5 protein-coding genes are annotated in these 14,971 nt (G+C 44.2%); 4 read left to right on the plus strand and 1 reads right to left on the minus strand.

Annotated elements, in window-relative coordinates; genetic code table 11:
- Positions 1-72 precede the first annotated feature (72 nt).
- On the plus strand, positions 73-450 hold the full coding sequence (locus ACP26M_RS16200) for a winged helix-turn-helix transcriptional regulator (protein WP_426581434.1): 378 nt from the start codon (positions 73-75) through the stop codon (positions 448-450).
- A 121-nt stretch (positions 451-571) separates the two neighbouring features.
- Here the strand turns inward: ACP26M_RS16200 and dnaE are convergent, their stop codons facing one another.
- Positions 572-4,156, minus strand: coding sequence for a DNA polymerase III subunit alpha (gene dnaE / locus ACP26M_RS16205; protein ID WP_426581436.1), 3,585 nt, complete (start codon positions 4,154-4,156; stop codon positions 572-574).
- A gap of 206 nt (positions 4,157-4,362) precedes the next feature.
- Between dnaE and ACP26M_RS16210 the strand changes: the two genes are divergently transcribed.
- The 3 genes from ACP26M_RS16210 to ACP26M_RS16220 all read left to right on the plus strand — a co-directional run bounded on the left by ACP26M_RS16210 (position 4,363) and on the right by ACP26M_RS16220 (position 14,958).
- Positions 4,363-9,534, plus strand: coding sequence for a translocation/assembly module TamB domain-containing protein (locus tag ACP26M_RS16210; RefSeq protein ID WP_426581438.1), 5,172 nt, complete (start codon positions 4,363-4,365; stop codon positions 9,532-9,534).
- A gap of 4 nt (positions 9,535-9,538) precedes the next feature.
- Positions 9,539-11,821: a BamA/TamA family outer membrane protein gene (locus ACP26M_RS16215; protein WP_373614957.1), complete on the plus strand. Its 2,283-nt coding sequence runs from the start codon at positions 9,539-9,541 to the stop codon at positions 11,819-11,821.
- A 311-nt stretch (positions 11,822-12,132) separates the two neighbouring features.
- Positions 12,133-14,958: a two-component regulator propeller domain-containing protein gene (locus tag ACP26M_RS16220; RefSeq protein WP_426581440.1), complete on the plus strand. Its 2,826-nt coding sequence runs from the start codon at positions 12,133-12,135 to the stop codon at positions 14,956-14,958.
- The last annotated feature ends 13 nt before the right edge of the window (positions 14,959-14,971 follow it).

Consider the following 14,971-nt stretch of genomic DNA (forward strand, 5'->3'; position numbering starts at 1 on the left):
CCCGTTTGATGCAATCGATATATCGCCTTTTTCATTATGACAAAAAACAGACATTCCGATCACTCCTGCACTATGGCAGCAGCCCTCAGCGTAATTAGTGGTAAATGGAAACTGAGTATAATAAACCAATTGTTATCCGGCCAGAAGCGTTACAGCGAGGTAAACCGGGCTATTCCCGGCATGACCGAAAAGATGCTTTCGCAACAGATCCGCGAATTGGAAGAGGACGGTATCGTATCACGACATATTTTTCCCGAAGTACCACCAAGGGTTGAATATTCCCTTACCCCTATCGGCCAGGAGCTATCATCTATATTTTACACCCTCGAAACCTGGGGTAGCCATTACATGACAGTCACCAATGCCAACGGCGAAGTCATTAAGCCTGATTATACTTGTTATACTTTAGTGAAACAGGATGACGAGGTGGTGAAGGCGGAAGAAGTATAGAATTTTCTAAATCACGTCATTGCGAGGAACGAAGCAATCGCGAACTTTACAGAGCGGCTCTGCTAATCGGGGATTGCTTCGTTCCTCGCAATGACGGGTGTATAGAGGTGGGCTGGAAAATTTAACTCAGCACCGGCTCCTCATTAGTCAAACTATGTATCCCCGCCATAAAATCATCGCTTGGATTTACCTTGAATGATTTAGATGACAGTTCAACCAACATAACCTCTTCCCTATCCTTGATTTGGAAACGGAGCTTACAGTTTTTCACCGGGTACTTTTGATTGTTATCATCTATCATATGCTGGATATCATCCAACAGCTTACTGTTAAGCATCTGCACATCAATGCAAACAGTTAATGATTTGGTAAGCTTATCGCGCATTTCTGATAATAGGTCCATCACCATGATCCGCAAATCCCAGTTATCTTTCTGGCGGAATTTCTCTTCGATGTTTCCTTTAATATGCAGGAAGTAGCCCTCCATCATCATATTACGGAACTTCACATAGTCATCGCCAAACAGCGCAAACTCGTACGATTCATTGTAATCTTCAAACACAAATGTGCCGAATGGCTTACCCGTTTTAGTCATTTTATGCTGAACGCTTGATACCAGGCCACCTATCCTTAACTCACCGCGACGGCGTAGTTCATTGAACGCCGCAGTTACATCTTCGCCGCCTTCACCTGACCGGGCTTTTTGCATCAGTTTCAAATCGCTGATGTTTGCGTTACAGAAACGTTTAAGTTCAACTTTATAATTATCCAAAGGGTGACCGGTTAAATAGATCCCGATAACCATCTTCTCGTACTTCAGCTTTTCTATCAGCGGCCATTCTTCAACATCGGGCATAGCCGGCTCCGGTACATATGATGCTACCGAACCGCCAAATAATGACGATTGCGAACTGCTCTGCACATTCTGATAATCGTTGGCATATTTGATCAGACGTTCAACACCTGTTAACGTACCCAACTCGGTTTTGGCAAAAAACTGGGCACGGGGAATCCCGAAGCCATCAAACGCGCCGCCATAAACCAGGTTTTCATACGATTTACGGTTAACACTGCGGGTGTTTGAGCGCCGTGCAAAATCATATACCGTTTCAAACGGGCCATTGGCATTACGTTCTTCAATGATACTTTCCACCGCTTTATCACCCACACCTTTTACGCCGGTTAACCCGAAACGTACCTGCCCGCGTTTATTCACCGCAAAAGCCATATCCGACTCATTGATATCCGGTCCTAAAACCTCAACGCCCATACGGCGGCACTCCTCCATAAAGAAGGTGATTTTTTCAATGTTATTCTGGTTATTTAAAACCGCCGCCATATATTCAGATGGGTAATGCGCTTTTAAATAAGCCGTTTGGTATGCCACGAAAGCGTAGCAGGTAGAGTGCGATTTATTGAATGCGTACTGGGCAAATGCCTTCCAGTCGGTCCAGATTTTGGTAAGCTTATCTTTAGGGTGGCCCTTGGCAACGGCGCCCTCCATAAACTGGGCTTCCATTTTGTTGAGTACCTCAATCTGCTTTTTACCCATCGCCTTACGCAAAACGTCGGCATCGCCTTTACTAAAGCCTGCTAACTTTTGCGACAAAAGCATCACCTGTTCCTGGTATACGGTAATACCATAGGTTTCTCCCAGGTATTCCTCCATATCGGGCAAGTCGAACACGATAGGTTCGCGGCCATGCTTACGGGCAATAAAGTTTGGTATATACTCTATCGGGCCCGGACGGTAAAGGGCGTTCATGGCTATCAAGTCTTCAAACTTATCGGGCTTAAGCTCGCGCAGGTACATTTGCATACCATCACTTTCAAACTGGAAAGTACCGTTGGTATCGCCACGCTGATAAAGCTCATAAGTTTTAATATCATCAAGCGGGATGTAGTCGATATCGATCACCACACCATGATTTTGCCTGATCATGCGCAGCGCGTCCTTTATAATGGTAAGGGTTTTTAAACCCAAAAAGTCCATCTTAATTACACCGGCATCCTCAATCACACGGCCATCATATTGGGTAACCAGTAAGTCCGAATCTTTTGCTGTTGCTACCGGTACAATCTCGGTAAGGTCATAAGGGGCAATGATGATACCTGCGGCGTGTACACCGGTATTACGTACCGATCCTTCCAGTTTTTCAGCTTCACGCAGTACCTGTGCCTTAAGGTCGTTACCGTTCAGGATCTCCTTCAGTTCAGGCACCTGTTCAATGGCATCTTTCAGGGTGATACCCAGGGTTTCGGGCACCAGCTTTTTCATGGCACTTACATCGGCCAGCGGCATATCCAATACACGGCCCACGTCCTGGATACTGGTGCGGGCAGCCATCGAACCATAGGTAATGATCTGCGCTACCTGGTTTTTGCCATATTTATCAACCACATAATCAATAACCCTTTGCCGACCGGCATCGTCAAAGTCCGTATCAATATCGGGCATCGATTTACGGTCGGGATTCAGGAACCTCTCAAACAGCAGGTTGTACTTCATCGGATCAATATTGGTGATCCCGGTACAGTAAGCCACTACCGATCCCGCCGCCGAACCACGTCCCGGGCCAATGAACACGCCCATATCACGGCCGGCCCTGATAAAGTCGGCCACGATGAGGAAGTACCCTGCAAAACCCATAGTACGAATGGTGAACAACTCAAAATTGATGCGCTCTTCGGTTTCCGGACTAATATCACGATAACGCTCCTTGGCGCCCATAAAGGTAAGGTGCTTCAGGTATTCCCATTGATTTAAAGTATCGGCATCGGGTGTTTTGTGGATCTTAAACTCTTCAGGAATTACGTAGTTGGGCAGCAGGATATCGCGTTTTAGCTTTAACACCTCCACCTTGTCAACAATTTCATTGGTATTATCCAGTGACTCGGGCAGGTCATGGAACAGCTTGCCCATTTCCTCCTGTGTTTTAAAGTAAAACTGATCGTTAGGGAAACCAAAACGATAACCTTTACCACCTTCCTCGTCGGTAGCTATCGGGGTGCTTTGCATATCGCCTGTGTTTACGCAAAGCAAAATATCGTGCGCGTTTGAGTCTTGCTGATCTACGTAATGCGAATCGTTTGAACAGATCACTTTTACGTTATACTTTTTAGCATAAGTGAGCAGCACATTATTGATAATTTGCTGCTCCGGAATTTCGTGACGCTGTAACTCGATATAAAAGTCCTCACCAAACAAATCCAGCCACCATTTAAACTCCTTTTCGGCATTTTCGGGCGTATCCCTTAAAATAGCTTGTGGTACCGAAGCCCCAATACAACAGGTAGTAGCAATGATACCTTCGTGGTATTTTAAAATAAGTTCTTTATCAATACGCGGCCATTTACTGTACAGGCCTTCCATATACCCCAATGAGCATAGCTTCACCAGGTTTTTGTAGCCCGTAGGATTTTTGGCCAGCATCAGCTGGTGGCGGCGCACGTCTTTATTCTCTTTGGTGAACTGCTTTTTATGCCTGTCTTCAACCACATAAAACTCACAGCCTACAATGGGTTTTACATTGTGCTTACCGGCTTCGGCCACGAACTTAAATACGCCAAACATGTTACCATGATCGGTAATGGCCAGGGCTTTCATCCCATCCTTGGCGGCTTTCTTATACAGCTTGGAAATATCGGCGGCACCGTCGAGCAGGGAGAACTGGGTATGTACGTGGAGGTGAGAAAAATCAGGCATAGTTAATCCGTTTCAACAAAATCTTTATGAGTTACAAAGTTAAAACAAGTTAGGGATGTAGACTGTTAAAAAGTAACACTGTGGAAATTTAATTAAAGCCGGCCCCATTTTGTAAATTATACAAAACACACAGCTAACTGCTATCCTTAGCATGCTATTTGTTTATATTAAGCATCGCTATCTTAACCTTTGAAATACGTATACAATTGAAAAAAACACTACGAATAGCCCTTAAAACAATACTCTGGATACTGGTTAGTGTAGTTCTGCTGGTTATCCTTGTAGTAATTTTAATACAGGTTCCTTCTGTTCAAAACTTTGCGAAAGACAAAGCCGTAACTTTTTTACAAAATAAGATCCATACCAAGGTTAAGATTGGCCATATTAGTCTCGGCCTGCCCAAACTGCTGGTTTTGGAAGATGTATACTTTGAAGACCAGAAAAAAGACACCCTCATAGCCGGCGAAAAATTAAAGGTTGATATAAGTATGCTTAAACTGCTGCACAGCCAGGTTGAAGTGAACGAGGTAAACCTACAGGGCATCACTGCCAATGTAAACCGGGGTGTCGATAGCGTTTTCAACTTCGATTACATCATCAAAGCTTTTGTTGGCGAACAAAAGAAAGAGGTAAAACCTACAGATACTACATCAACCATGAAGTTTTCTGTTGATAAGATCATCCTCGATAAGATCAACGTAAAATATAAGGATGCCATTACCGGCAACGATGTGAAATTTTTATTAGGCCATTTTGACACCCGCGTTAAGGATTTTGATATGGATAAAATGAAATTTACCATACCCAAAATTACCCTGAGCGATGTAAACGCGAAGATCATCCAAACACCAACCAAAGCTATCCCACCACCTGATACCGCAACCACTCCACTAAATATGGATTTGAATTTAGGCGTGATCGATATCTCCAAAATCAAAGTCGATTACCAAAGCACCGAAATGGGCGCAAAAGTTGACCTGAGCAAATTTTTGCTGGAGATGGATAAGATCGACCTGAAAAACCAAAAGGTTGGAATTAAAAACATTGAATTGAGCAATACCAGCGCCGGATTGACCCTTGCCAAACCCAAAACGGTAGTTAAAGAAGTTGTTAAGACAATTAAAAAACTGGATACGCTGGTATCATCACCAACCAAATCGGCATGGCGGGCCACCATTGGCAAGGTTACTTTTACTAACGATCATATTAAGTTCGATAACGAAGCACAGAAAGCGATCCCCAAAGGCCTGGACTTCGGGCACATGGATATCCGCAGCCTGAACGCCGAAGCCGAAAATATTTCCTACAGCCCGGATACCATTTCGGGCAAGATTAACTCCTTTACTTTTACCGAAAAAAGCGGTTTAAAGATCAACAAATTTCATACGTCATTCCTGTACGGGCCAACCAATGCCTACATGAATGACCTGTTGCTGGAAACGCCGAATACCACGTTGCAAAAGTCGGTACAGGTACGGTATCCCTCTATCGATGCCATTACCAAAAACATCGGCGCTTTAGGCGTCAATGCCAATTTAGATGGCAGCCGCTTAGGTTTGAAAGACGTTTTACTGCTGATGCCAACCATGGCTGGCATGGAGCCGTTCAAATCATCACCCGGTACAGTATTCAAGATCAATGGCCGGGTAAGCGGACAAGTTAACAACCTCGAGATCCCCAACCTGGAAGTAACTGGCTTAAGCAGCACCCATATCAAGGCATCAGCTAAAATGAAAGGACTGCCGGATGTAAACAAGGCCACCTTTGATGTTAACATTGCCGATTTCAGCACCAGTCGCGGTGATATCGCTAAGCTCGCTCCGGCAGGCAGTATTCCGCCAAATGTGAGCATTCCCGAAAAAATGAACCTGAAAGGTACTTTTAAAGGCAGCATGTACAGCTTTAATACCAAAATGGGCTTGCGCTCGAGTTATGGCGCAGTTGATCTGGTAGCTGCTTTAAAAAACGGGAAAAACAAAAACGCGGCAACTTATACCGCCAACATTAAGGCGAATGAACTTAATGTGGGCGCGCTTACCAAACAGCCGCAAATGGTTGGCCGCATAACCATGAGCGCCAACGTGAAAGGCACAAGCCTCGATCCTAAAAAAGCCAGCATCGCTTTTAATGGCAATATTGCAAAGGCTTATGTTAAAGGCTATACGTACAAAAACCTGGTAATGAAAGGTACATCGAGCAACGGGGCTTATACCGCTGTTGCTACCATGAAAGATCCTAACATTAATTTTAGCCTAAATGCGAAGGCTGATCTCAATAAAAAATATCCGGCAGTTAAAGCCACGTTAAATGTGGATAGCATCAACCTCAAAAACCTGAATTTTGTGAAGGACGATATGCGTTTTCATGGCAAGATCGTGGCTGATGTACCAACTGCCGATCCCGACTACCTGAACGCCGATATTAAAGCAACCGACCTGTTGGTGGTGAACAAAGGTCAACGCATCCGGATGGACACTATCAGCCTCATCTCTACAGCCAGTGCCGACAGCAGTACACTTCGTTTAAAAACTGCTGTCATGACAGCCCATATGGCCGGTAAATACAAGCTCACACAGATAGCCCCGGCCTTGCAGGATGTGATTAACAAATATTTCAACACCGCTATTGCAGGTGGGCAGCAGGTAGCTGTAAAAACTAAAGACGGCAAAACCATAAAAGCCAAACCTGCGCCTGCAGTTAAATATTCTCCGCAGCAGTTTACGTTTGAAGCCAAACTGGTTAAAACCCCGCTGCTTACCCAGTTTGCCCCCGACCTGAAACAGCTCGACCCTGTTTTGCTGAATGGCAGTTTCAACAGCCAAAGCGGCGAGTTGATTGTTAAAGGCTCCATACCCAAAGTAGTTTACGGCACTAATACCATTAATAAAGCGTCGCTTAACATTAACACCGCTAACAACGCGCTTAACTATAATCTTTCGGTTGATGAAGTTAAGGTTGGATCGTCTGTCGACCTGTTGTATGCCAGCATTTCCGGAGCTGCGCAGGACAACAAAGCAGGCTTGAACGTTCAAATCCGCGATGCGGCAAAAAAAGAACGCTTCCGTATAGCTGGTACCTTCAGCATATTACCAAACGAATACCAGTTTAGCTTTAATAAAGATGGCTTATTGCTGGATTATTTACCATGGGCGGTTAGCGATGATAACTTTTTACAATACGGGCCAAAAGGTATCCTGGCGCATAACTTCACCATTAGCAACAACAACCAGATCCTTAGTGTTAACAGCAGTACGCAGGAATTTAACAGTCCGCTGAATATCAAGTTTAACAACTTCCATATCGAGGCGCTTACCAAAATGGCCAGGCAGGATTCCTTACAGATAGGTGGCGTTATAAACGGGGACGCTACTGTAAGTAATTTCCAGACTTCGCCGGTATTTACGGCGGCTATCAACGTTAATGATTTTAACTTCAAGGGTGATACCGTAGGCAACATAGCACTTAAAGTAAATAACCAAACGCAGAACGCCTACGCCGCTCAAATGAGCATCACCGGCAAAGGCAACCAGGTTGATTTGAATGGCACCTATTATACTTCGCCCGAAAGCCGCTTCGATCTTGACCTGAATATCGTGAACCTGAGCATGAAGAGCATCGAGGGCTTTAGCTTCGGCAATTTGCGTAATGCTACGGGTAATATCACCGGGGCGCTCAAAATATCCGGGACAACAGATGCACCATCGGTTCGGGGCGATATCAATTTTAACAAGGTGGGCTTTAATGTGGCTATGCTCAACTCCTACTTCCGCATGCCGCAGGAAAGCATTACGTTTAACAACGAAGGCATCCGGTTTAATGATTTTACGTTGGTTGATTCGACCGGCAACAAGGCTGTGGTAAGCGGCAGTATCTACACCAAAACTTACACCGATTTTGCCTTCGGCATGGATATTAACGCCAATAACTTCAGGGTGACCAACTCCACCCAGGTCGATAACAAACTTTACTACGGTAAACTGTACGTGGATACCCGCATCAAGATCCGCGGCAATATGACTAAGCCGGTGGTTGATGCCAACCTTACTGTTAATGACAAAACCGACATGACCTTTGTGCTGCCTACCAACGACCCGGCGCTGGAAGACCGGAAGGGTGTGGTTGACTTTATTGATAAAGATGCCCCTAAAATGGATTCCATCTTGCTGGCCAGGCAACTGGATTCGCTCAAGAAATCGGATGTTACGGGTTTGGATGTTTCTGCAACTATCAACGTAAACAAAAATGCAGCGTTTACTATTGTAGTTGATGAGCGAAACGGCGATATCGTACATCTTAAAGGCGAGGCCAGCCTGAATGGCGGCATTGATCCAAGCGGCAAAATAAACCTTACCGGTACTTATGTGGTTAACTCGGGCTCGTACAACCTGGCCTATGCAACTGTCAAGCGCACTTTTAACTTTAAAAAAGGCAGCACCATTGTTTGGACCGGCGACCCAACCAGTGCCAATATTGATCTTACCGCTATTTACGTAGCCAATGTACCACCTATTGACCTGGTTTCAAACCAGCTTTCGGATGCGCAAAATAGTACGATGTACAAGCAAAAACTACCTTTCAATGTTAACCTTAACCTGAAAGATCAGTTGCTCACACCAACTATCAGCTTTGACATTGTATTGCCCGATAGCTCGTATTCTGTGTCATCCGATGTGGTAAGTACGGTTAATACCCGCCTTACCCAGATACGCCAGGATCCTAACGAGCTTAATAAACAGGTATTAGGTGTACTTGTACTGGGGCACTTTATTGGCGATAATCCGCTGCAAAGCCAGGGTGCGGGTACTACCGTAGAGGGCACCATCCGTAATAGCGTAAGCAGCCTGTTATCTGACCAGTTAAACAGGCTCGCAGGAAGTTTAATATCAGGAGTTGATCTGAATTTCGGTTTAACCTCAGGTGAGGATTATTCATCTGGCACGGCCACCAATCGTACCGACCTCAACGTTGGCCTGTCTAAACGGTTCCTGAATGACAGGCTTACCGTAAGTGTTGGCAATAATTTTAACCTGGAAGGTAATCAACCCGGTCAAAAAGCGTCGAACATCGCAGGTGACGTATCCATAGCCTATAAACTAAGCAAGGACGGCCGCTATACCCTGCGTGCTTATCGACGCGACGAGTTTATTGTGATACAGGGACAGATCATTGAAACAGGCGTAGGTTTTACTTTGACGGTTGATTATAACCGCTTCCGCGAGATCTTCCGCAAACGTACCCCTGAAGAACGCAGGTTGCGCCGCCAGTATCAGCAGGAACAAAAAGAAAAAAAAGAAAAACAGGACGAAGCAGATAAAGCACTGGAGCAAAAAAATATGCAGCAGCAACAGGATAACAAACCGCAAACTACTTCAAACTAAGCCCATGACCAAACATTTAAAATATATACTGCTTTCATCATGTGTTTTACTAAGTGCCTGCAGTACCACTAAGTTCCTGGCGCCCGGCCAAAAACTATACACAGGCGGCGAGGTTGTGATCAAAGATTCGGTGTTGAAAAAGAGCGAGAAAAAAGCTTTAAGTGAAGAGCTTGGGGCTTTACTAAGGCCTGTGCCCAACAGTACCATATTAGGTTTGAGATTTAAACTGTGGCTGTACTTTAAAACAAAAACCAATAAAACCAAAGGGCTTGCCCACTGGCTTAATAAAAAAGGTGAGCCTCCTGTGCTTATTAGTTCTGTTAACCTTGATCAAAACAGCAAAATCCTGCAAAACAGGCTGCAAAATGAAAGCTATTTTCAGGCGCAGGTTAGCGGTGATACGGTAAGTAAAAAACCAACGTCAAAAGTTGCCAAAGCGGTTTATACCGCGGTAACCGGGCCGGGCTATAAAATCAGGAAAGTAGTATTTCCGCAGGGTAACCGCACTATCGATACCGCCGTAGCCGGAACATCGGCAAAAACGCTGCTAAAAGTTGGCGATAAATATAACCTTGATGTTATTAAAACCGAACGCCTGCGTATTGACGCCCGGTTGAAAGAAGAAGGCTTTTATTATTTCTCGCCCGAAGATTTGATCATGCACGTGGATAGCACTATAGCCGGGCACCAGGTTGATATTTTTGTGGCTGTTAAAAATGAAACACCTGGTCGCGCCCAAAACATTTATACCATCAACAATATTTATGTGTATCCGAGTTACTCGTTAAGGGATACTTCGCTGATGAAGGACAAAGCCATTTTTTATAAATGGTATAACATTGTTGAGCGTCGCAACACAGTGCATACTTACACTTTTGCCAATACCGTGCTGATGCGCCCGGGCCAGGTTTACAACCGCACCGCGCATAACAACTCGCTTAACCGCTTCATTAACCTCGGCCCTTACAAATTTGTAAAAAACAGGTTTGAGGATGTATCTGCCGATTCATCAAAGCTGGATGTTTATTACTTCCTCACACAATACAAAAAGAAATCACTCTCGCTTGATATATTAGGTCGTACCACCTCTGCAAACTATACAGGTACTCAGGTTAACCTCAACTGGCTTAACCGTAATGCCTTTAAAGGCGCCGAGGCTTTGAAAGTAACCCTATTTGGTAGTACCGACGTGCAGGCAGGGGGGCAAAATGCCGGCTATAACGTGTACCAGGCCGGTATTCAAACCACACTGTCGTGGCCACGTTTTATAGGGCCTATTTACCCGAAGGCTGCCGATGCTTATATCCCGCATACTAACCTGAGTCTTGGTTACTCCATAGTAAACCGTCAAAAACTATACAACTTAAATTCATATAACTTATCATTTGGTTATCAATGGCGCGAAACAGAACATCGTTCGCATGAGCTCAACCTCATCAATTTTCAATTTGTAAATCCATTGAGCGTATCCGACGAATATAAGGCAAGTATTAATCCGGCTAATGGCCCTGTTAATCCGGCCTTAAAGCATGTAATTGACAAGCAGTTTATATTGGGCCCAAGCTACAGCTATACCTTTACCAATACCAACGAAGATTACCGCACCAATACGTTCTATTACAATGGCAAAGTAACCCTCTCAAATAACATATATGGTTTGGTAACCGGTGCCGATAGTGCCGGTGGAAAACCTAAAAAACTTTTCGGCGCGATATTTAACCAGTTTGTAAAGTTTGAAAACGAGATCAGGTATTTCCATAAAACCGCACCCAACAGCACTATTGCCACAAGGTTCATAGTGGGTGTTGGTTTACCTTATGGCAACTCAAGCCAGTTGCCATATAGTCAGCAGTTTTTTATAGGCGGACCAAACAGCCTGCGGGGATTCAGGGCGAGGGCCATCGGACCAGGCTCATTTGACCCACAAACCGGCTTAGGTACCGGAGGTTTCCTGGCAGATGAATCGGGCGATATCAAAATAGAAGCTAATATCGAATACCGCCCAAAATTGTTCAGCATTGTACGCGGAGCTTTATTTGTTGACGCAGGTAATATCTGGCTGCTGCACTCCAACAGCCTACAACCGGGAGCAGTGTTCAGCAAGAAATTTTATAACGATTTTGCCGTTGATGCCGGCTTCGGCTTAAGGTTTGATTTAACGGTACTGGTACTTCGTACCGATTTAGGTATCCCGTTACGAACACCTTATGTTCGTGCTAACGAGCCTCGTTGGGATTTCAACTTTAATCGCAGCGTGTTTAACTTGGCCATTGGGTATCCGTTTTAATTTTACAGTCAAAATATAACGAGAGTTAATCTTAGCATATAGCATAGCGTCAAACAGCCCAATTAGCCAAAAGCTATTGTGTTGTTTGCTTTAACATGCAATCATACCTATACGCGTCTGTTTTACACTGGATCGGCCCCTCGCCGTTTTCAAACTGTATTTAATCATTTCTTTTTAAATTTATCGGTGATACAACAAAACAAAGCGATACACCGTATCATTGCATATTGATAAAAAAGCAGCAGTGTTAAATTGATACAAATTATAGAATGCCGCTAAAAAGCCCTTTTTTTAAACTTTTAATATTAACATTGTTTCTATTCCCGGGCCGGGTATATGCCTACATTCCATATCAGTTAGTTTACCTGAAAAATTATAGCGCGCCTGATGGCCTGCCCAGTTCAAGGGTTAACTATTTAATGCAGGACAGCAGGGGTTTTATCTGGCTGGCCACCGATAAAGGCGTGAGCAGGTTTGACGGCCAGCACTTTAAAAACTTCACATCGGCCGATGGGCTGGAAAACAATGAGTGTTTCCGGATTGCCGAGGATAATTATCACCGGATTTTTTTTTACTGTAATAACTACCGGGTTTGTTACTATGAAAACGGACTTATACATAAGCTTAATTCATCTCAAAAAGTAATCGTTTCACCCTTCGCCAATTTCTTTTTTAACCGTTATAATGAACTCTGTGTAAATTACAGGCTTAGTACCAAAGTATACCATTTTGAAGAGTTAAAATCGGAAAGACATGCTATCCGGCATTTGAACGGATACATTTATGGTTCTGACGGAGAAGAGATCACCCTATCTGAAAACGACCTTGACATCCTCGAAGAAGAGCTTAAGGCCGGCCAGTTAAGTTTTCAAACCGCCAATAACAATATCAAACCTTACCGGTTGGCTTTACAGCAAAATTATTTGTTACTGATCACTAAAGGCTGGGTACATGTTTATCGGTATCAAAAAAGCGGGATCATCCCGCTCAATAAAATCTTTTTTACCGGGAATGTGACTTCGGTGTACCTTACCGGCAAAAATACATTTGCCGTTACAACGGTAAAACAGGGCACCTACATTATTAACTATCTTACTGGCGAGCGGAAAAATTACCTTAATAATAACATCACTACCGCTACGGTTATTGACCGGGAAAATAATTTATGGTTTGGCAGTTATGACAAAGGTTTTTTTCTGTGTACCAATCCCGAAATAAAAATCATTAACAAAGAAAGCGGGCTGGCCAATGAAGATGTTTTAAAACTGGGTATTGCAGGAGGATATCTTTTTGCCGGGCATGTTTTAAGCACCCTCAGCTACATGAAGCTTGGAACAAATCAATCGTCATTAACCGGCATCATATCCATTAATCAAAACCGGTCTGACTTTAACCGGATAACCAGCCTGCTTACAATTCCGGGCAACAGGCTCATGATTGGTACCGATAATGGCTTATTCAGATTAGATATTTCCAATAAGAACCCGGCGTTATGGCATTCTGTAAAATACTTCTTTGGCCCTATAAAAGGAATTGCTCAACGGCCTGATAAAGAAATCTGTTTTATTTCACAAAATTCCGTTATCGCATCGTCAGGTCAGCTCAAGCATAAACAAGGCTATGCATTTGAAAACCTGCGCTTGACATCTCTTGCCTGGTATAAAAACAACATGCTAATAGGTTCACTTTACGGATTATATAAGTTTACACCTAACACAAGCAAAATTCCCTATTATGCCAAGATACTGCCCAATAAAGGGATTGATGTTGTTAAATGCCTGGCATCAAATAATGATGTATGCGCTATAGGTACCGAAGCCCAGGGGGTGTTTTTGTGGACTGGGGAAAAAATTGTTCAATTTAGATCTCCTGCTATTTTTTCAGGCGATATCCGTAAACTGGTATGGACAGATGCCCATACACTATGGGTCTGTACCGCAAACGGTGTAAGCATTATCAGTTTCCATAATAATTATCAAAATTACCGCATAAGTTTACTCAATACCAGTAACGGGCTCCCCTCGGACAACATTGCCGATGTGGTGCAGAACGGCCATGATTACTATATAGCCACAGATCAGGGCATAGCCGTCACTCAAAATTTAGGGAATACGAGCCTGCCTAAACCGGTGTTGATTAATGACGGGATAACCGGTACTCAAAGCAGCTTTACTTACGGCCGCCCTGTTGTATTTAACTGCGTTGCCTTGTCCTACAAAAGCATGGGTAAAATACAATACCGCTTCAGGCTTAAAGGGGTTGACAAAAATTGGAGCGTCGCGCCGTCCGGCGAAAAACGGTTCGACCTGCTGCCCCCCGGAAACTATGAGTTAGAAGCCCTGGCTGCCGACCGGTTTAACCAGTTAAGCCCGCCGCTCATTTTTAAATTTGCTGTTATGCCTTTATGGTACCAGCAGTTATGGCTGCAGGTGCTGGCTGTATTAAGTGCCATAATCATCGTGTTCCTGCTGGTACGGAAATATTATCAGTCCATCATCGGCTTACAAAAAAAGGATTATGAAAATGCCCTTGCCCTCCAGCGCGAACGACAGCGGATCAGCAGTGAGGTGCATGATGATTTAGGGGCAAGCATCTCCGGCATTAAGCTCAGGACCGAATTGCTCAGCCGCAAAGCGGCCGATCAGCCGGCTTTTAAGGAGATTGACGCTATTCATGAAGCCATTACCGATATATCTACCCAGGTAAGGTTAATTATCTGGAGCCTTGATGCCGAAAACGACGAAGTAAGCAACCTGGCCGGTTTTATTCATAAACAAGCCATTAAAATATTTGAATACAGCAATATTGATCTTCATGTAAATGCCGCCGTTAACGAAACCCCGGCTATCATCAGCGGCGAAAAAAGGCGCCAGGTATACCTCCTTGTTAAGGAAGTATTGAACAATATTGTCAAACATTCGGAGGCGAAAAACGCGTTTCTGGAAATCAATCTTTACAAAAACCGGCTGCAGATCAGCATCCGTGATGACGGGCGCGGATTTGACCCTGATGTGCGCAAACACGAAACCATGGGCATCCGCAATATTTACGCCCGGGCAAAAAGATTGAACGCCGAACTCAAAATTGATACCGCCCTCGGTAAAGGCACATCCATCGGCCTTAAACTAAACCTTTAGCATATACCCCATA

The sequence above is a fragment of the Mucilaginibacter sp. R-33 genome (assembly GCF_049949235.1).
Classification (GTDB): Bacteria; Bacteroidota; Bacteroidia; order Sphingobacteriales; family Sphingobacteriaceae; genus Mucilaginibacter.